The sequence below is a fragment of the Candidatus Pelagibacter sp. HIMB1623 genome, from assembly GCF_052047695.1.
Lineage (GTDB): Bacteria > Pseudomonadota > Alphaproteobacteria > Pelagibacterales > Pelagibacteraceae > Pelagibacter.
In genome coordinates, this window is sequence record NZ_JBNAJN010000003.1 from 53,856 (window position 1) to 72,158 (window position 18,303).

The 18,303-nt window shown below is 31.0% G+C and carries 25 protein-coding genes and 5 tRNA genes; 19 read left to right on the forward strand and 11 right to left on the reverse strand.

Going from position 1 to position 18,303, the window contains the following annotated elements:
* Position 1: 1 nt before the first annotated feature.
* Genes ACTTBN_RS01580 through rpsD form a run of 3 tightly spaced genes read left to right on the forward strand, consistent with a single transcriptional unit; the run spans position 2 to position 2,236 of the window.
* On the forward strand, positions 2-865 hold the full coding sequence (locus ACTTBN_RS01580; RefSeq protein WP_440680681.1) for an urea carboxylase-associated family protein: 864 nt from the start codon (positions 2-4) through the stop codon (positions 863-865).
* Positions 865-1,578, forward strand: a complete 714-nt coding sequence (locus ACTTBN_RS01585) for an RNA methyltransferase (protein ID WP_440680682.1) — start codon at positions 865-867, stop codon at positions 1,576-1,578. Before ACTTBN_RS01580 ends, ACTTBN_RS01585 begins: the two co-directional genes overlap by 1 nt.
* Before the next feature lie 40 nt (positions 1,579-1,618).
* Complete coding sequence (gene rpsD / locus ACTTBN_RS01590) at positions 1,619-2,236, forward strand: 30S ribosomal protein S4 (RefSeq protein WP_440633469.1); 618 nt, start codon at positions 1,619-1,621, stop codon at positions 2,234-2,236.
* Between the two features lie 9 nt (positions 2,237-2,245).
* Here the strand turns inward: rpsD and grxD are convergent, their stop codons facing one another.
* From grxD to sfsA, 9 genes are read right to left on the reverse strand one after another with little or no spacing between them, the layout of a single operon-like run.
* A complete protein-coding gene (gene grxD, locus ACTTBN_RS01595) occupies positions 2,246-2,578 on the reverse strand; it encodes a Grx4 family monothiol glutaredoxin (protein ID WP_440680683.1) in 333 nt (110 codons plus the stop codon).
* On the reverse strand, positions 2,578-2,808 hold the full coding sequence (locus tag ACTTBN_RS01600) for a BolA/IbaG family iron-sulfur metabolism protein (protein WP_440680685.1): 231 nt from the start codon (positions 2,806-2,808) through the stop codon (positions 2,578-2,580). The genes grxD and ACTTBN_RS01600 overlap by 1 nt, the downstream gene beginning before the upstream one ends.
* Complete coding sequence (gene purL / locus ACTTBN_RS01605; protein WP_440680686.1) at positions 2,808-5,000, reverse strand: phosphoribosylformylglycinamidine synthase subunit PurL; 2,193 nt, start codon at positions 4,998-5,000, stop codon at positions 2,808-2,810. The genes ACTTBN_RS01600 and purL overlap by 1 nt, the downstream gene beginning before the upstream one ends.
* Entirely contained in the window at positions 4,997-5,680 is a 684-nt protein-coding gene (purQ, locus tag ACTTBN_RS01610) for a phosphoribosylformylglycinamidine synthase I (protein ID WP_440680687.1), read from the reverse strand. The genes purL and purQ overlap by 4 nt, the downstream gene beginning before the upstream one ends.
* A gap of 3 nt (positions 5,681-5,683) precedes the next feature.
* The gene (gene purS, locus ACTTBN_RS01615) at positions 5,684-5,926 is read right to left on the reverse strand and encodes a phosphoribosylformylglycinamidine synthase subunit PurS (RefSeq protein ID WP_435117575.1); all 243 of its coding nucleotides are present in this window, start codon (positions 5,924-5,926) and stop codon (positions 5,684-5,686) included.
* Positions 5,923-6,708: a phosphoribosylaminoimidazolesuccinocarboxamide synthase gene (gene purC / locus ACTTBN_RS01620; RefSeq protein WP_440680688.1), complete on the reverse strand. Its 786-nt coding sequence runs from the start codon at positions 6,706-6,708 to the stop codon at positions 5,923-5,925. The genes purS and purC overlap by 4 nt, the downstream gene beginning before the upstream one ends.
* On the reverse strand, positions 6,708-8,000 hold the full coding sequence (purB, locus tag ACTTBN_RS01625) for an adenylosuccinate lyase (RefSeq protein ID WP_440680689.1): 1,293 nt from the start codon (positions 7,998-8,000) through the stop codon (positions 6,708-6,710). Before purB ends, purC begins: the two co-directional genes overlap by 1 nt.
* 3 nt (positions 8,001-8,003) lie before the next feature.
* Entirely contained in the window at positions 8,004-8,774 is a 771-nt protein-coding gene (gene map / locus ACTTBN_RS01630) for a type I methionyl aminopeptidase (protein WP_440680690.1), read from the reverse strand.
* Entirely contained in the window at positions 8,767-9,465 is a 699-nt protein-coding gene (gene sfsA, locus ACTTBN_RS01635; protein ID WP_440680691.1) for a DNA/RNA nuclease SfsA, read from the reverse strand. The genes map and sfsA overlap by 8 nt, the downstream gene beginning before the upstream one ends.
* Positions 9,466-9,485: 20 nt before the next feature.
* On the opposite strand from sfsA, the gene ACTTBN_RS01640 reads away from it, so the two are divergent.
* The 6 genes from ACTTBN_RS01640 to ACTTBN_RS01665 all read left to right on the forward strand — a co-directional run bounded on the left by ACTTBN_RS01640 (position 9,486) and on the right by ACTTBN_RS01665 (position 12,987).
* On the forward strand, positions 9,486-10,235 hold the full coding sequence (locus ACTTBN_RS01640) for a competence/damage-inducible protein A (protein ID WP_440680692.1): 750 nt from the start codon (positions 9,486-9,488) through the stop codon (positions 10,233-10,235).
* Entirely contained in the window at positions 10,235-10,636 is a 402-nt protein-coding gene (locus ACTTBN_RS01645; protein ID WP_440680693.1) for a gamma-glutamylcyclotransferase family protein, read from the forward strand. The genes ACTTBN_RS01640 and ACTTBN_RS01645 overlap by 1 nt, the downstream gene beginning before the upstream one ends.
* A gap of 5 nt (positions 10,637-10,641) precedes the next feature.
* On the forward strand, positions 10,642-11,934 hold the full coding sequence (locus tag ACTTBN_RS01650; RefSeq protein WP_440680694.1) for an NAD(P)H-dependent oxidoreductase: 1,293 nt from the start codon (positions 10,642-10,644) through the stop codon (positions 11,932-11,934).
* Positions 11,935-11,978: 44 nt separating this feature from the next.
* Positions 11,979-12,064: transfer RNA gene (locus ACTTBN_RS01655), tRNA-Leu, on the forward strand.
* 9 nt (positions 12,065-12,073) lie between these two features.
* A complete protein-coding gene (locus ACTTBN_RS01660; RefSeq protein ID WP_440680695.1) occupies positions 12,074-12,844 on the forward strand; it encodes an NAD kinase in 771 nt (256 codons plus the stop codon).
* A gap of 5 nt (positions 12,845-12,849) precedes the next feature.
* Entirely contained in the window at positions 12,850-12,987 is a 138-nt protein-coding gene (locus tag ACTTBN_RS01665) for a hypothetical protein (RefSeq protein ID WP_440680696.1), read from the forward strand.
* Positions 12,988-12,996: 9 nt separating this feature from the next.
* Here ACTTBN_RS01665 and ACTTBN_RS01670 read toward each other — a convergent pair.
* Positions 12,997-13,072: transfer RNA gene (locus tag ACTTBN_RS01670), tRNA-Thr, on the reverse strand.
* Between the two features lie 33 nt (positions 13,073-13,105).
* A complete protein-coding gene (gene rlmB / locus ACTTBN_RS01675) occupies positions 13,106-13,849 on the reverse strand; it encodes a 23S rRNA (guanosine(2251)-2'-O)-methyltransferase RlmB (protein WP_440680697.1) in 744 nt (247 codons plus the stop codon).
* A 130-nt stretch (positions 13,850-13,979) separates the two neighbouring features.
* Between rlmB and ACTTBN_RS01680 the strand changes: the two genes are divergently transcribed.
* The 10 genes from ACTTBN_RS01680 to rplL all read left to right on the forward strand — a co-directional run bounded on the left by ACTTBN_RS01680 (position 13,980) and on the right by rplL (position 18,253).
* A tRNA-Tyr gene (locus ACTTBN_RS01680) sits at positions 13,980-14,065 on the forward strand.
* A gap of 46 nt (positions 14,066-14,111) precedes the next feature.
* A tRNA-Gly gene (locus tag ACTTBN_RS01685) sits at positions 14,112-14,185 on the forward strand.
* Between the two features lie 44 nt (positions 14,186-14,229).
* Positions 14,230-15,420: an elongation factor Tu gene (gene tuf, locus ACTTBN_RS01690; RefSeq protein ID WP_262589086.1), complete on the forward strand. Its 1,191-nt coding sequence runs from the start codon at positions 14,230-14,232 to the stop codon at positions 15,418-15,420.
* Between the two features lie 10 nt (positions 15,421-15,430).
* A tRNA-Trp gene (locus ACTTBN_RS01695) sits at positions 15,431-15,506 on the forward strand.
* A 16-nt stretch (positions 15,507-15,522) separates the two neighbouring features.
* Positions 15,523-15,714: a preprotein translocase subunit SecE gene (secE, locus tag ACTTBN_RS01700; RefSeq protein ID WP_440680698.1), complete on the forward strand. Its 192-nt coding sequence runs from the start codon at positions 15,523-15,525 to the stop codon at positions 15,712-15,714.
* A complete protein-coding gene (gene nusG / locus ACTTBN_RS01705; RefSeq protein WP_440680699.1) occupies positions 15,714-16,244 on the forward strand; it encodes a transcription termination/antitermination protein NusG in 531 nt (176 codons plus the stop codon). The genes secE and nusG overlap by 1 nt, the downstream gene beginning before the upstream one ends.
* Complete coding sequence (gene rplK / locus ACTTBN_RS01710) at positions 16,244-16,669, forward strand: 50S ribosomal protein L11 (RefSeq protein ID WP_440680700.1); 426 nt, start codon at positions 16,244-16,246, stop codon at positions 16,667-16,669. The genes nusG and rplK overlap by 1 nt, the downstream gene beginning before the upstream one ends.
* Entirely contained in the window at positions 16,669-17,358 is a 690-nt protein-coding gene (gene rplA, locus ACTTBN_RS01715; protein ID WP_440680701.1) for a 50S ribosomal protein L1, read from the forward strand. The genes rplK and rplA overlap by 1 nt, the downstream gene beginning before the upstream one ends.
* Before the next feature lie 5 nt (positions 17,359-17,363).
* Positions 17,364-17,882, forward strand: a complete 519-nt coding sequence (rplJ, locus tag ACTTBN_RS01720; RefSeq protein WP_440680768.1) for a 50S ribosomal protein L10 — start codon at positions 17,364-17,366, stop codon at positions 17,880-17,882.
* A 5-nt stretch (positions 17,883-17,887) separates the two neighbouring features.
* Complete coding sequence (gene rplL / locus ACTTBN_RS01725) at positions 17,888-18,253, forward strand: 50S ribosomal protein L7/L12 (RefSeq protein ID WP_262589092.1); 366 nt, start codon at positions 17,888-17,890, stop codon at positions 18,251-18,253.
* The last annotated feature ends 50 nt before the right edge of the window (positions 18,254-18,303 follow it).

The window sequence follows — 18,303 nt, forward strand, 5'->3', positions numbered from 1 at the left end:
AATGAAAATTAAAAAATTTTCAGAAAAACCTACAGATATCGATAGTAGAATAGGGGCAAAGCCTATTGTTTGTTATCCAAATACCACAATTGAAGATAAAAATTTAAACATTCTGCACTCAGCTAGAGCGCATTTAGTTAAAAAAGATGAAGTAATTATTCCTCCAAGGGATGCAAGAACGTTCGAGGTAAAATTTGGTGAGTTTTTTAGAATTGAAAGTGTAGATGGCCCACAAGTAGGCGATTTAAATTTATTTAATTTAAATAATTTAGAGGAAAAATTTTATTCAGGAAAAACAAGGGCTTTATATGGGACACATCTATCAGTTGGAGACAAAATGTTTAGCAGCTTTCCATACCTTAGATCTTTAGCGACAATAACTTGGGATACTTTGGATTGGTATGATTATGATAAAGACGGTGGCTCTGTTCATGATGTAATTGGTACCAGATGTGATCCTTATACTTCAAAACTTTTAAGCGATAATGATTACCACTATTGTTGTCATTCAAATCTAACAAGAGCACTAGTTAAAGAAAAAAATATTCAATTAGATTATGCTGAAAAAATAGTTCATGATGTATTAAATGTATTTATGCTTACTGGTTTTACTAATGATACTAAACAATACTTTATGAAAGCTAGTCCAGTTAGACCAGGGGATTATCTAGAGTTTTTTGCTGAAACAGATATTTTAGGAGCTCTTTCTGCTTGCCCAGGAGGAGATTGTGGATCTGAACATTCCTCTGATGTTGCAAAATGTTATCCTTTAAAAGTTTCTATTTGGTCAGTAGATCCTAAATATTTAAACAATATCAAACCTTCAGCTATTTCTAGCTATAACAGAAATCATGGCATTGATTAATGTCTGTTAACAATATCTCTTTTATTTTACACAAACCTCAGCTTTCAGAAAATATTGGAGCTTGCGCCAGAGGAATGAAAAATTTCAATTTTAAAAAATTAATTGTTGTTGATCCTAAACCAATATTTCCAAATGATAAAATTTTAGCAACATCAGTTGGTGCTAAAAATATTATCAACAAAGCAAAAAGTTATGAAAATTTAGAAAAGTCTTTAAAGGATATTGATACTGTTATTGCGACATCTGCAAGATTTAGAAATAAAAATATAAAGCACATTCAATTAGAAGATTTAAAAAAAATTAATTATAAAAAAAAAGTCGCCTTCTTATTTGGATCAGAAGCATCAGGTTTATCTAATAATGAAATTAGTTATGCCAACTACACACTTCAAATACCAACAAATCCAGATTTTAAGTCGTTAAACCTATCTCATAGTTTGATAATTATTGCTCAATATGTATCTAGCATCATTAGTTCAAAAGTAAGCTCTTTTAATAAATCAAACAAAGTTAAATCAGCCTCTAAAAAGGAGATAGTTGCGATGGCAAATTTATGTATCCAGAATCTGGAGGAGATTAGTTTCTTCAAATCAAAAGAGAAGAAGCCAATAATGCTAGAAAACCTAAGAAATATTTTTTACCGAATGGAATTATCAACTAAAGAAACACGCATTTTATCTGGTGTATTTGCAAGTTTAGGTAAAAAACGTTGATTGACAAAAGTAAGAGTAAGTTTATAAAGCCCACTATTAAATGACAAAAAGATTAAACTCTAAACATAAAGTAGACAGAAGATTAAAGGTTAACCTATGGGGTAGACCTAAAAGTCCTTTTAATACTAGAGCTTACGGACCTGGTCAACACGGTCAAACAAAAACATCTAAACCTTCAGATTACGGAATTCAGTTACAAGCTAAACAAAAACTAAAAGCTTATTATGGAAATATTAATGAAAAACAGTTCAGAAATATTTATAAAAAAGCAGTTATGCTTAAAGGAGATACAGGTGAAAATTTAATTGGTCTCTTAGAGAGAAGATTAGATGCAGTTATCTATAGAGCAAAATTTGCAACTACTATTTTCTCAGCAAGACAATTAATTAACCACGGTCATGTAAGAGTTAATGGCAAGAAAGTAAATATTGGTAGCTATTTAGTAAAAGAGGAAGATACAATAGAAATTAGAGACAAATCTAAGCAATTAGCAATCATTGATATCGCTCTAGCAAATAAAGAAAGAGAAACACCAGAATATATCCAAATGGATGAGAAAAATAAAAAATTAAAATTTGTAAGAGTTCCAAAATTTGAAGAAGTTCCTTATCCAGTAATAATGGAACCCAATCTTGTAATTGAATATTACTCTAGATAATTTCTAAATTTAATTTTTAAAATTAATACCTTTATCCTCAAGAACTTTTTTAAGTTCTCCGTTTTCGTACATTTCTTTTACGATATCACATCCACCAACAAATTCTTTTTTAATATACAATTGAGGAATTGTTGGCCAGTCACTGTAAACTTTAATTCCTTCTCTAATATTTTGATCTTCCAAAACATTTACTCCTTTAAAATTTACTTCTAGAATTTTTAACATGTTTGATACAGCCATTGAAAAACCACATTGAGGAGCATCTGGAGTTCCTTTCATAAATAAACAAACATCATTGTTGTCTATATGATCTTGAATTGTATTTTTTGTATTTTCGTCCATTATTGCTCCTTTGTTTTAATTGCTAGGGCATGTAATTCATTTCCCATTCGTCCTTTTAGAGAATTATATACCATTTTGTGTTGTTCAATTTTACTTTTTCCTGAAAATTGAGAAGAGGTCACAGTCGCTGAATAATGATTTCCATCACCTGCTAAATCCTGAATTTCAACAATTGCATCAGGCATTGCCTCTTTAATTAAATTCTCAATTTCTTTTAAATCCATTGCCATTAGTTATTCATATAATCTGAAAGCCACTTTGTATTTGAACTTGTAAGTTCGTCAATTGTAACTTTTGTCTTATCGTTAATAAATAGCTCATTTTCATTGATTGTACCAAGTTCATCAAAATGAACTGCATTTTTATTCAATATATCTGTGACTTTTTTTAAATCTTTTTTATTAACTTCAATAATGTAACGTCCTTGATCTTCACCAAAGAAATACTCCATTTCATTAATTAAATATTTTGGTTTATTTAGATTAACTCCTTTTTTACCTTTGATACACATTTTAGCAACTGCAGTAATAATACCCCCCATAGAAACATCGTGTGCACTTTTAATGAGATTACTCTCAATGAGTTTTAACAAAGTTTCTCCATTATTTTTTTCATTAAACAAATTTATTTCTGGTGGTGGACCATTTTTTTCATTTAAAATGTTTCTTGCAAATAAACTTTGATCCAAATGACCTTCTGTTTTTCCAATAACTAAAATCACATTATCAATTTCTTTAAAATCCATAGTGATCATTTTATTATAGTCCTTTATTAAACCGACACCTCCAATAGCAGGGGTCGGCTTGATACCTTCATCCTTAGTTTGATTGTAAAAAGATACATTTCCTGAAACTACTGGGAATTTTAAATATTCACTTGCCTCACCAATTCCTTGAACACATTCAACAAATTCACCCATATTCTCCTCATTTTCTGGGCTTCCAAAATTTAAGCAATTGGTAATAGCAATAGGTTTTGCTCCAACAGCAATTAAATTTCTAAAACTTTCACAAACAACTTGTTTTCCACCAGTAAGAGGGTGGGCCCAACAATAAACTGCAGAACTGTCTACTGATGCTGCTACAGCTTTATTCGTTCCATGTACTCTCACAACCCCAGCATCACCACCTGGTTTTTGAATGGTGTCACCCATAACCGTATGATCATACTGTTGCCAAATCCATTCTTTGCTACAAATATTTGGGTTTGCTAAAACTTTTTTAAGAACATCAATAATTTTGAAATTTTTTAAATCTTCTTTTTTAATTTTATTTTTTTTAGGAAGCTTTGCTTTTTTCCATTTTCGATCATACATCGGTGAATTTTCAACTAAAGTATTTACAGGGATGTCAGCCACCATTTCATCATCAAAGTAAAGTTGTATTTTTTTTGAGTTAGTTGTTTTACCAATCACAGCAAAATCTAAATTCCATTTATCAAATATTTTTTTTGCTTGTTTTTCTTTTCCATTTTCTAAAACAATCAACATTCTCTCTTGGCTTTCAGACAGCATAATTTCATAGGGAGTCATTTTAGCCTCTCTACAAGGAACTTTGTTAAGATTTATTTCAATTCCAAGATTTCCTTTAGAAGCCATTTCAATGCTTGATGAGGTTAATCCTGCTGCTCCCATATCTTGAATAGCAATAATCGAGTCTCCAGCCATTAATTCTAAACAAGCCTCAAGTAATAGTTTTTCAGTAAATGGATCTCCAACTTGAACAGTGGGTTTCTTTTCCTCTATTTTGTCATCAAAACTTGCTGAAGCCATACTGGCACCATGAATTCCATCTCTTCCTGTTTTTGAACCAACATAGATGACAGGTTTATTTAAACCTGCTGCTTTTGAATAAAAAATCTTGTCTTTTTTGACCAAGCCAAGCGTCATAGCGTTAACTAAGATATTTCCATTATATGAGCTATCAAAACTAGTTTGCCCTGCAACTGTTGGAACACCCATACAATTTCCATATCCTCCAATTCCATGAACAACACCTCTTAGTAGGTTTTTTGTCTTTTTGTGCTGAGGCGAACCAAAATGAATTGAGTTTAAGTTAGCAATAGGTCTTGCGCCCATTGTGAACACATCTCTCATAATCCCGCCAACACCAGTCGCAGCACCTTGATAGGGTTCAATAAAAGATGGGTGGTTGTGGCTTTCAATTTTAAATACAATGGCATCATTATCTTCAATATCAATAACACCAGCATTTTCTCCTGGTCCTTGAATTACCTTTTTTCCTTTTGTAGGAAGTTTTTTTAAATGAAGTCTTGAGGATTTATAAGAGCAATGCTCATTCCACATTGCAGAAAAGATACCTAATTCAGTAATATTTGGTGTTCTTTTTAATAATTCACAAATTTTAGCATATTCATCTTTCTTTAAACCATGATCAATAGCTACCTGTTCGTTTACAATCATTTTAAATTATTAATTAAATTATTAAAAAAAATTGAACCATCTTCTCCAGATAAACAATTATCAATCATTCTTTCAGGATGAGGCATCATACCTAAAACGTTTTTTTCTTTATTAAATATACCAGCGATATTTTTAACTGAACCATTTGGGTTAAAATCATCTTCTACTTTTCCATTTTCGTCACAATAATTTATTGCAACTTGCTCATTGTCTTCAATTTCTTTTAATTGATTTTTCGTGCAAAAATAATTTCCTTCATTGTGAGCAATATGAAATTCTAAAACATCATTTTTAATATTATTAAAATAATTATTTGATTTATTATTAATTTTTACAAACACATTTTTGCAAATAAATTCTAGATATTTGTTTCTTAACAACACACCAGGAACCAAACCTGTCTCAACTAGTATTTGAAAACCATTGCAAATTCCCATTACCATACCACCAGAGTTTGCAAAATTGATTACTGATTTCATAATTTTAGATTTAGAGGCCATACTTCCACATCTTAAATAATCACCATATGAAAACCCACCAGGTAATACGACTAAATCACTTTTAGGTAATTCAACATCATCATGCCAAACCATCTTATTTTTAAACCCAAATTTTTTAAGAGCCACATCCATGTCTCTATCACAATTTGATCCTGGAAATGTAATAACGGATGATTTCATTAATTATTGTGCATCAATAATTTTATAATTTTCAATAACAAGATTAGCTAAAAGTTTTTTGCACATTTCTTCAACTTTATCCTTAGCTTTTTTTGGATCACTTTCTTTGGTATCGATCTCGAAATACTTACCTTGTCTTACTTCATTAATGTCATTAAAGCCCATTCCATCTAAAGTTTGGTGAATAACCTTACCTTGAGGATCTAGCACATCTTTTTTAAGAGTAATGATTACTGAAATTTTCATTTACGTTTCCTTTTAACAGACGATAGCTTGGTAACATTAACCGCTGAAACGTTTGATTGCTCATGAAGTATCCCCAGTCTTTTTGCAACTTCTGTATATGCTGGAATAAGATCACCTAAATTTTTTCTAAATCTGTCTTTATCTAGTTTTTTGTCTGTTATACTGTCCCAAAGTCTGCAAGTATCAGGGCTAATTTCATCAGCCAATATCACTTCATCTTTACCGTTAGCCTTTATTCTTCCAAATTCTAATTTAAAATCAATTAGCTTAATTCCAACGCCTCTAAACATACCGATCATAAAGTCATTAATTCTTAAAATCATTTTTTTAACTTTATCTATTTCATTTTTAGTAGCCCAATCAAAAGCTAAGATATGCTCTTCTGCAATTAATGGATCGCCTAATTTGTCATCCTTTAAGCAATACTCAATTAGAGGCTCTTTTAAAACTGTACCATCTTCAATTCCTAATCTTTTGGTAATAGATCCAGTTGCAACATTTCTTACAATGAATTCAATTGGAATAATTTCAACTAACTTAATAACCTGTTCTCTCATATTAAGTCTTTTTACTAAATGGTTTTTAATTCCAATTTGAGAAAGGTTGGAGAGGATGTGTTCTGAAATTCTGTTATTTAAAACACCTTTTCCTTCAATAGTAGATTTTTTCTGATTGTTAAATGCGGTTGCATCATCTTTAAAATACTGAATGACTAAATTTTTATCATTAGTTGCATAAATGATTTTAGCTTTTCCTTCGTATAGTTTTTTTCCCTTTTTCATTATTTAAAAACTCTTCTAAAGATCAAATTTACATTTTTAAAGTGTTTTGCGTAACTAAATATAGATTTTAGTTTTTTAGGAGTAATTTTACTCATAATTAACTTATCAGAACTAATCACATCAAATAAGTCTAAATCCTCTGCAAAACATTTTTTAGCGTAATTTTGAACCATTCGGTAAGATTGCTCTCTACTTAATCCAGATTTTGTTAGCTCTAGCATTACTTCTTGTGAAAAAATCAATCCTTTGGTGATATTTAAATTTTCTAACATTTTTTTAGGGTAAACAATCATGTTATCTAAAATATTTGTTAGTCTCACAAGAGCAAAATCAGTTGTAATGTTTGCATCAGGCCCGATGTTTCTCTCAACACTAGAATGAGAAATATCTCTTTCATGCCATAGAGCAATATTTTCTAAAGCAGGAATGACTGCACTTCTAACCATTCTTGCAAGACCAGTTAAGTTTTCACTTAATATTGGATTTTTTTTATGAGGCATTGCTGAAGAACCTTTTTGATTTTTTGAAAAGAATTCTTGTAATTCATAAACTTCAGTTCTTTGTAAATGTCTAATCTCAACTGCAACTCTTTCAATTGATCCAGCAATAATTCCTAATATTGAGAAATAAAAAGCATGTCGGTCTCTTGGTATTACTTGAGTTGAAATTGGCTCAACTTTTAAACCTAATTTTTTGGCAACGTGTTTTTCAACATTAGGATTAATGTTTGCAAAGGTTCCAACAGCCCCAGATATTGCGCAAGTGGATACCTCATCTATTGCATCTGCTAATCTTTTTCTATTTCTCTTAAATTCTTCGTAAAACGAAGCCAATTTTAATCCAAAAGTAACAGGTTCAGCATGAATACCGTGACTTCTTCCCATGCACGGAGTAAATTTGTATTTCTTAGCTTGTTTTTTAAGAACTTTTAAAATTTGATCTAAGTCTTTTAAGATGATTTTACCTGATTGAACCATTTGGATATTAAAACTTGTATCCAATACATCTGATGAGGTCATACCTTGGTGAAGATATCTAGCTTTAATACCTACTTTTTCAGTCACAGAGGTTAGAAAAGCTATTACGTCGTGTTTAACTTCTGCTTCTATCTTATGAATTCTGCTTACATTGATAACTGCCTTTTTTCTAACAATTGAAGCTACTCCTCTTGGAATTTGACCAAGTTTCTCCATAGCTTCAGCGGCTGCAATTTCTACATCTAACCAAATTTTGTATTTATTTTCTTCTGACCAAATATCAGTTAGTTCTTTTCGAGAATATCTTTTAATCATTAATTATAAGTATGGAGGCTTTGAATAACCTTTAGCAGATTCTGTAAAGATTTCATAACCATTTTCAGTAATTCCTAACGTATGCTCAAATTGAGCAGATAAAGATTTATCTTTTGTAACCGCAGTCCAACCATCATTCAACATTTTAACATCATATTTACCTGAATTTATCATTGGTTCTATTGTAAAAGTCATACCAGGTTTTAACTCCGCGCCAGAGTTTTTATTTCCATAATGTAAAATATTAGGTGGTTCATGAAATGTTGTGCTTATACCATGACCACAAAAATCTCTAACCACAGAATAACCTTTATCTTCAACATAAGATTGAATTTCATAACCAATATCACCCAATTTTGTACCTGGTTTTAATATTTTGATAGCTCTCATCATAGACTCGTACGTTGCATCTATAAGATTGTTTAATTTAATTGGTGTTTTACCAATACAAAACATTCTACTTGTATCTCCATAATGTTCATCAACGATCGCAGTAACATCAACATTAACCGCATCACCATCTCTTAAAATTCTATCTGAAGGAATTCCGTGACACACAACATGATTTAATGAAGTACATAAAGATTTTGTAAAACCTCTATAGTAGAGTGGAGCAGAGTGACCTCCATTATCTCTTATAAACTCGTACCCTAATTTATCTATATAGTCTGTTGAGACACCTTCTTTAATGTTTTCAGTTAACATATCAAGAGTTCTTGCTGCTAATTTTCCAGCAACTCTCATTTTTTCAAATTTTTCTTTATATTCACTCATCTAAAATTTTAAGTTTTTTATCTATAAAAATTTTTTTTGAACTTACATCACATCTATATGCTAAAAAATTTACTCCAGCTTTTTTAGCTTTTAAATAATTTTTATAATATTCTTCGTCTATATCTTTAGCTATTTTAAAATATTTCATATTTTGAATTTGAACTAAAAACAACAAATAACACGTATAACCTTTTTTTATGGCATCAATAAGAGTTAATAAATGCTTAGATCCTCTTGACGTAATAGCATCTGGAAACTCAGCGGTTTCTTTATTTCTAAATAAGGTAACATTTTTGACTTCAATAAAGCTTTTTTGATTATTCTTTTCTAATAAAAAATCAAATCTAGTCTCCTTATTAAAGAAGACTTCTGGCTTAATTGTATCGTTATTTTTTAATTCTTTAATTAGATTATTTTTAATACCATGATGCACAATCTTGTTAGCCATATGAGTGTTCACACCAACTAGATTTTTTCTTGATTTAATTATTTCAAGTCCAAATTTTAGTTTTCTTTTAGGATCATTATTTGGCAACAAATAAACATCGTTACCCTCGTCTAACAAACCTTTCATAGAACCAGTGTTAGGACAATGAGCTGTGACAATTTCTTTACCAATTTTAATGTCGGTAAAAAACCTTTTATAACGTTTGATTAGTTTGCCTTTTACTAAAGACTTGGTAAATTCCATTACTAAATTATATATTTCATATGGATAAAAAAGCAAAATTTAATGCATCAATATTAATAATTGGAAACGAGATTTTATCTGGAAGAACACAAGATACTAATACTTCAACATTAGCGACTTGGCTTAATTCTATAGGAGTGAAAGTTGAAGAGGTTAGAGTAATACCAGATGTAGAGAGCACCATAGTTGAAACATTAAATTTACTACGATCTAAATACAATTATGTTTTTACAACTGGAGGTATTGGGCCAACTCATGACGATATTACAGCTCAATCAGTTTCAAAAGCATTTGGTTTAAAATACGAAGTTCACAAAGAAGCTTTCAAAATATTAGAGGCCTATTATCAACCTGGAGAATTTAATGAAGGAAGACAAAAAATGGCTTGGATGCCTGAAAATGCAAATTTAATTTTAAACCCCACAAGTGGTGCTCCAGGATTTAATGTTGAAAATGTTTACTCTCTTCCAGGAGTTCCTTCGATATTAAAATCAATGTTAGGTGGATTAACAAATAATATAGTTGGTGGTGAACCAATTAAAAGCTTAACTATAAGCTTAAGAACTGTTGAAAGTGAAATAGCGAGTTCACTAACAAAAGTGCAAAATGACAATTTAGATGTTGAAATTGGAAGCTATCCTTTTTTTCACGCTGGAAAATTAGGGGTGTCGATAGTCATTAGATCTGAAGATCAAAACAAAATTAATGATTGTAATTCTCAAATTTTAAAATTTGTAAATGAAAAAAAAATTGAGGTGGTTGAACGCTAATGTTGTATTTTGCTTATGGTAGTAATCTTCACCATTTTCAAATGAAACGAAGATGTAAAGATAGTATTTTTTTAAAGAAAATAAATTTAAAAGATTTTAAACTAACTTTTAGAAGCAAGTATAGAGCTGCAGACATTGAGCCTAAAAAAAATTCAATCGTACCAGGTGGATTATTTGAAATTTCAAAAAGTGATGAAAAAAAATTAGATGTTTATGAAGACTTTCCAATTCTTTATAAAAAACATTATTTTTTTTACTATGGAAAAAAAGTCATGACCTATACCATGGTAAAAAAATCTCCATTTAAGTTTCCAACAGAAAGATACCTTAATGTAGTTAAAAGAGGATATAGAGATTGCAAACTTGATAAAAAGTTTCTTATAAAGGCATTACAATATTAATTGATATGTTTTTACACACAAAATTAGAGGAACGAAAAGACCCAATAAGAGTAGCTTTTATTGGATGTGGGAAATTTGTAAGTATGTTTCTGTCTCAATATTCTCATTTAAATAAAATAGAGATTGATAGCATTGTTGATCTAAATATTGATCAAGCAAAAAAAAATTGTATTAAAAGTGGAATAAATGAAGAGGAAATATCTAAAATTAATTTCTCTAATTCTCTCGATCAAATTATAGATAGAAATATTGAAATTTTCATCGAAGCAACTGGAAATCCAATTTCTGGAACAGTTCATGCAGTAAAAATTATAAAAAGTAAAAAACATTTAATCCTAGTTAATGTAGAGGCCGATATTACATGTGGAAAATATTTATCAGATTTAGCTAAAGAGAATGGAGTTATTTGCTCTATGGCTTACGGTGACCAGCCTTCATTAATTTTAGAGCAAATTGAATGGGCCAGACTTAATGGTTTTGAAGTAATCTGTGCAGGAAAGGGAACTAAGTATCACCCAACCTTTGAATATTCAACACCAGATACAGTTTGGGGTCATTATGGTTTAACTAAAGAAAGAGCTGAAAACGAATCTGGGATGAATCCTAAAATGTTTAACAGTTTTTTATGTGGCGATAAATCAGCAATTGAAATGTGCGCAGTAAGTAATGCTGCAAATCTTAAATGTCCCTCAAATGGATTAACTTTTCCTCCAGTTGGTGTTTATGATATTGCAAAAAAATTAATACCAAAAAATGATGGAGGGTTAATTGATTTTGACGGTCAAGTAGAAGTTATATCTAGCATTGATTTAGATAAAAAAGATATTCCTAATGATTTAAGATGGGGCGTATACATTGTCATTAAAGCTAAAAATGAATATGTGAAAAATTGTTTTAAAGATTATGGAATGGTAACTGACTCCACAGGGAACTATTCTGCAATATGGAGACCTTATCACTATATTGGCTTAGAACTTGCACAGTCTATATACTCTATAGCACTTGATAATCGAGCAACAGGATATACAAAAAATTATAATGCAGATGTAGGAAGTGTAGCTAAAAAAAATTTGAAAGTTGGTGAAAAACTTGATGGAGAGGGAGGATTTTGTGCAAGAGGCAAGTTGATTACTTCACACAAATCTAAAAGTGAAATGATATTACCATTAGGTCTAACTGATAATGCTATATTGAAAAAGGATATTAAAAAAGACGAAGTAATTAAAATTGAAGATGTTGAGCTGAAATTACCAAAAGAGGTAATAGAGGCTAGAGATTACCAGTACAATTTAATATAGTTGAGTTATAAATAATTGACGATATAACAATGATGTTCATAAATGCCCTCGTGGTGAAATTGGTAGACACAAAGGACTTAAAATCCTTGCCGCTTGCGGAGTGCCAGTTCGAGTCTGGCCGAGGGCACCACTAAATGAAATGAATAAGCTTCAAATTATTTCAGATAAAAATAAAAAATCCTTAAGTATAAAAAATATTTTATTAAAAAAAATAAAATCTAATAATTTTCAAAAAGATAATTTAATTATTGTTATTGGAGGTGACGGATTCATGCTTCAAACATTAAAAAAAAACAAAAATTTTAACAAACAATTTTATGGTATTAATTCAGGAAACTATGGTTTTCTGATGAATAAATTTTCCTCTAATAATATTATAAAAAATTTATCTAGAGCAAATATGGTTTCTATTTCACCTTTAGAAATGACAGTAAGAAACAAAAATAATCAAATTAAAAAATCTATAGCAATAAATGAAGTTTCAGTATTAAGACAAAGTAGGCAAGCAGCTTCGCTATCCATTAAGCAAGGATCAAGACAAATAATTAAAAAATTAGTCTCTGATGGTGTTTTAGTATCAACACCAGCTGGTAGTACAGCTTATAATCTATCTGTTCATGGACCTATTTTAAGTCTTCATTCAAAAAAATTGTCTATATCTCCAATAAGCGCATTTAGACCAAGAAGATGGAAGGGTAAAATTGTAAATGATAAAACAAAAATCATTATTACAAATCTAAATCCTTCAAAGAGACCAATAAGTGCTGTAGCAGATAATTTAGAAGTAAGAAATGCTAAATCAATTACTGTAAAAACTAACAACAAAATTAAGTTTAATTTACTTTATGACAAAAGCAGAAGTTTGCAAAAAAAAATTAAAATTGAACAAATAAGAAGAGAAACAAGTTAGATTAGATGAATAAAATTAATTCAATTGTATTAGTTGTGCTAATTTTAATTACAGGATTTTTTGCATTTAAAATAATGTCATTTTTCGGTTGCTATGTTCGTATCGAGAATGTTGGTGAGTGTTGGAAATTAATTGCTTGGTAGAGAAAATTATGGTGCCCCCGCACGGATTCGAACCGCGGACCTATTGATTACAAATCAATTGCTCTACCAACTGAGCTACAAGGGCATGCGCAATAATTATTAACTATTTATAAAATAATCAACTCTTTTTTTTTAAATAACTTAAATGATGAAACACAATTGCTGCACTATTTGAGATATTTAAACTTTCAATATCTTTATTGATATCAATTTTAACAAAAAAATCTGCATATTTACCTGTATGCTGTCTCATTCCAAATCCTTCTGAACCAAAGAGCAAAATATTATTTCCTTCCCATTTTACATCCGTAAAATCTTTTTGACCTTTTGAATCAAAACCATAAACCCAAAAATTTTTTTCTCTAAGATTTTTCAAAGTTGAATTAATATTGGATACCTGAAATATTTTAACATGCTCCATACATCCACTCGCTGATTTATACATTAATTTACTATCTCTAGGAAAATGTCGTTCTTTAATTATCAAACCATCAATATTAAAAGAAGCTGCACTTCTAATCAAAGAGCCTATATTTCTTGGATCAGTAACTTCATCTAAACAAACAAATGTTAAATTTTTTTTTTCTTTAATAAATTCTTTTAAATCTAGTGAGTCAAGATGTTCGATTTCTGCAACGTAACCATTATGCATCAATTGATCTTTTGATGAATATTTATCCAATTCTTTTTTGGATTTAAAATAAACTTTTACGTCTTGTAGAAGATTTTTATTTGGGTTTTTTTTGTGAATATTTTTTTTAGCGTCCTCTGTCAAAAACACTCTTAAAACCTTCCTATTCGGATTCCTTAAAGCTTCAATTACAGCATGTTGGCCCACTATAAAAAAAGATGATTTATTCATAAAATTATCAAGTGTTTTACACGTTTTTAAAGAGATTTTCTTAATAAATCACGTGTTGCATTTGGATAAATAAAATATATAAAACGCCTGTTATTTGAAGTTTTATTGAACAAGGGGACACTTCCCCAGAGGAGGGGTTCCAGAGCGGTCAAATGGGGCGGGCTGTAAACCCGTTGACTTCGGTCTTCGAAAGTTCGAATCTTTCCCCCTCCACCATTCAATGAATTTTTGATTAACAATGGAGTGTTACTCTTGGGGTTGTGCGGGTGTAGTTCAATGGTAGAACGCTAGCCTTCCAAGCTGGATGTAAGGGTTCGATTCCCTTTACCCGCTCCAAGAAAAATAAAATTAGAAACAAAAAAAACTGAGGTTAAAAAGAAATGTCAAAAGAAAAATTTGTACGAAGTAAACCCCACTGTAACATTGGGACTATTGGTCATGTCGATCATGGTAAAACTACTCTTACTGCAGCTATCACAAATGTTTTAGCTGAAGCTGGAGGTGGAACTGCTGTAGCATACGATCAAATCGATAAAGCTCCAGAGGAAAAAGAAAGAGGAATTACAATTTCAACGGCTCACGTTGAATATGAAACTGAAAAAAGACACTATGCACACGTAGACTGTCCAGGTCACGCTGATTATGTGAAGAACATGATCACTGGTGCCGCACAAATGGATGGAGCCATCTTAGTTGTTAATGCTGCAGATGGACCAATGCCACAAACAAGAGAACACATTCTTTTAGGAAGACAAGTTGGTATTCCAGCAATTGTTGTTTACTTAAATAAAGTAGACCAAGTTGATGATAAAGATATGATTGAACTTGTAGAAGAAGAAATTAGAGAACTTTTAACTTCATACAAATATCCTGGAGATACAACTCCAATCGTTAAAGGTTCAGCTTTAGCAGCAGTTGAAAAAAGAGATGATGAAATTGGAAAAAATTCAATTTTAGAATTAATGAAAGCTGTTGACGAACATATCCCACAACCAGCTAGAGAAGTTGACAAACCATTCTTGATGCCAGTTGAGGACGTATTTTCAATTTCAGGAAGAGGAACAGTTGCAACAGGTAGAGTAGAATCTGGTGTAATTAAAACTGGTGAGGAAGTTGAAATCGTTGGAATTAAAGAAACAAAAAAATCAGTTTGTACTGGAGTAGAAATGTTTAGAAAACTTTTAGACTCAGGTGAAGCTGGTGATAACGTAGGAATTTTATTGAGAGGTATTGAAAGAACTGACATTGAAAGAGGTCAAGTTCTTTGTAAGCCTGGATCAATAACTCCTCATACTAAATTTGAAGCTCAAGCCTATATTCTTAAAAAAGACGAGGGTGGAAGACACACTCCTTTCTTCACAAAATATAGACCTCAGTTTTATTTTAGAACAACAGACGTGACAGGAGAAGTAGAGTTGCCAGCAGGAACAGAAATGGTTATGCCAGGTGACGATGCTAAGTTTACTGTTAAGTTAATTACACCAATCGCTATGGCTGAAAAATTAAATTTCGCTATAAGAGAAGGTGGAAGAACTGTTGGAGCAGGAGTAGTAACTAAAATTATAGAGTAACTCTATAAATAGGAGTGTAGCTCAATTGGTAGAGCGCCGGTCTCCAAAACCGGAGGCTGAGGGTTCGAGTCCCTCCGCTCCTGCCAATTTGAGCTTAAAATTATGAAGAACCCGATTAAATTTATACAAGAAGTAAAACAAGAAGCATTCAAAGTAACTTGGCCTACATGGAAAGAAACATTGCAAGGCGCATTAATGGTATTTGTAATGGCTTTAGTTATGTCCTTATTTTTTCTTCTTTTAGATCAGGTTTTAAAATTTTTCCTAGAATTATTACTTAAGGTAAGTATTTAATGAAAAATTGGTATATTGTTCAATCTCATTCAAGCTTTGAAAATAAAGTAGCTTCTTTAATTAAAGAAGAAGCTGACAAAGCTAAAATAAGTGAAAAATTTGAGGAAATAATTGTACCCACTCATGATGTTACTGAGGTTAAAAGAGGTAAAAGAATTCAAAGGAAAAAAAAGTACTTCCCTGGATATGTTTTAATTAAAAGTGAAATGGATAACAATATCTACCATATGATTAAAAACATTAAGAGAGTTAGTGGATTTTTAGGAAGCAAAGGTATTCCAGTGCCAGTATCTGACAAGGAAGTAGAAAAAATTTTAGGTCAAATTAAAGACGGAGTTGCTCAACCAAAATCTGGTATTGAGTATAGTGTAGGAGAAAAAATTCAGGTTGTAGATGGTCCATTTGCTTCATTTACAGGTATGATTGAAGAAATTGATGAAGAAAAAGCTAGACTTAAGGTGTCAGTTTCTATATTTGGTCGTCCAACACCAGTAGATTTAGAATATAATCAAGTTGAAAAGGTAAGTTAATGGCAAAAGAAATTAGTGGATTTATAAAATTACAAATTAAAGGTGGACAAGCAAACCCAGCTCCACCTGTTGGACCTGCGTTAGGTCAACGTGGTGTAAACATCATGGAATTCTGTAAAGCCTTCAATGATAAAACGAAATCAATGGCGGGTAAACCTGTACCTGTTGAGATAACGGTTTATAAAGATAAAAAATTTGATTTTAAAATCAAATCTCCCCCAGCGTCTTTCTATATTAAAGAAGCAGTTAAACTAAAGGGTGGTTCAAAAGAGCCAGGCAGAAATATAGTTGCATCGATTTCAAAACAACAATTAGAAAATATTGCAAAAGAAAAAATGAACGATTTAAATGCACATGACATTGAAGAAGCAATTAAAATTATAGCAGGATCTGCAAGATCAATGGGAATCGAGGTAAAAGAATAATGCCATCAAAAAGATATAAAAAATTACCTGAAAATACCAAAGACTTAAATTCAGATACTATTGAGAATTTGTTACCTGAATTAAAAAAAAATTGTACTACTAAGTTTGATGAGTCTTTAGACTTAAGTTTTCAAATCAATAACAAACAAAAAAAGAGTGAAGTAAATATTAGAACAGTAGTTAATTTACCAGGAGGAACAGGTAAAACAGTTAAGGTTGCTGTAGTTTGTGAAGATAATAAAGCAGAAGAAGCTAAAGATGCTGGAGCTGATATTGTTGGTGGCGATGAATTTGTAGATAAAATTAAAGCTGGTGAATTAAACTTTGAAAAATTAATTTGTACACCAGGAATGATGATTAAACTTTCTAAATTAGGGAAAGTTTTAGGACCTAAAGGTTTGATGCCAAATCCTAAACTAGGTTCTGTATCAGAAAATATTAAGGAAGCGGTAACTAACGCTAAATCAGGTCAAGTTGAAATAAGAAATGATAAAGACGGAAATATTGGTGTAAGTATTGGAAAAAAATCTTTTTCTGACGATCAATTAATAAAAAACTATAATGCAATTATAGATGCACTTGAAAAAGAAAAAACAAACAACACTTTAAAAGGTGATTTAATTAAAGGTGTATTTGCAACATCTACAATGGGTGTGTCTTATAAAGTTAAATTAGGGAAATCGATATAGTTATGATGAATAAAGAACAAAAGAAAAATTATATTGAAGAAATGACAGCTAAGTTTGAAAACAGTAAAGCTGTAATGGTTACTCATTACCAGGGTTTAACAATGACTCAATTAGATGATTTAAGAGCCAAAATGAGAGAGCATGGAATTATTTTTAAAATAACAAAAAACAGAATTACTAAGCTTGCTTTGGAAAAAACTAAGTGCAAAGATCTATCAAATTTATTTACAGGTCCAACGGCAGTTGCGTTTGGTGAGGATGCAATAATGTCTGCAAGGATTCTATCAAAATTTGCAAAAGATAATAAAAACTTAAAATTAATTGGCGGAATAATGGACGATGAGGTTTTAGACCAAGCAGGTGTCCAAAATGTAGCTAGTCTACCTACATTAGATGAAGCAAGAGCCAATATTGTAGGTATTTTGAACGCTTCTGCATCTAAATTAATCAGTATTTTGCTTGCACATTCAGAAAAAATGAGTAGTTTGTCGGCAGAAAATTCTGAAACACAACCTAAAGAGTGATAAATATGCCTGACCTAAACAAAATTATTGAAGACCTATCAAGTTTGACTGTAGCTGAAGCAGCCGAACTTTCAAAACAACTAGAAGAAAAGTGGGGTGTAACTCCAATGGCTGCAGCAGCTCCAGCAGCAGCAGGTGGTGCAGCTCCAGCAGAGGAAAAAGATGATTTCACAATCATGCTTGTTTCTGCGGGTGATAAAAAAATTAATGTTATTAAAGAAGTAAGAGCAGCTACTTCATTAGGTTTAAAAGAAGCTAAAGATCTTGTTGAAGGTGCACCAAAAGAAGTTAAGTCTGGTGTAAATAAAAAAGATGCTGAAGAGATCAAAGCTAAGTTAGAAGCTGCTGGCGCTAAAGTAGAACTTAAATAAAACAATTAGAAAGAATTCAAATACTGATTAATTTTTAATCAGTATTAATA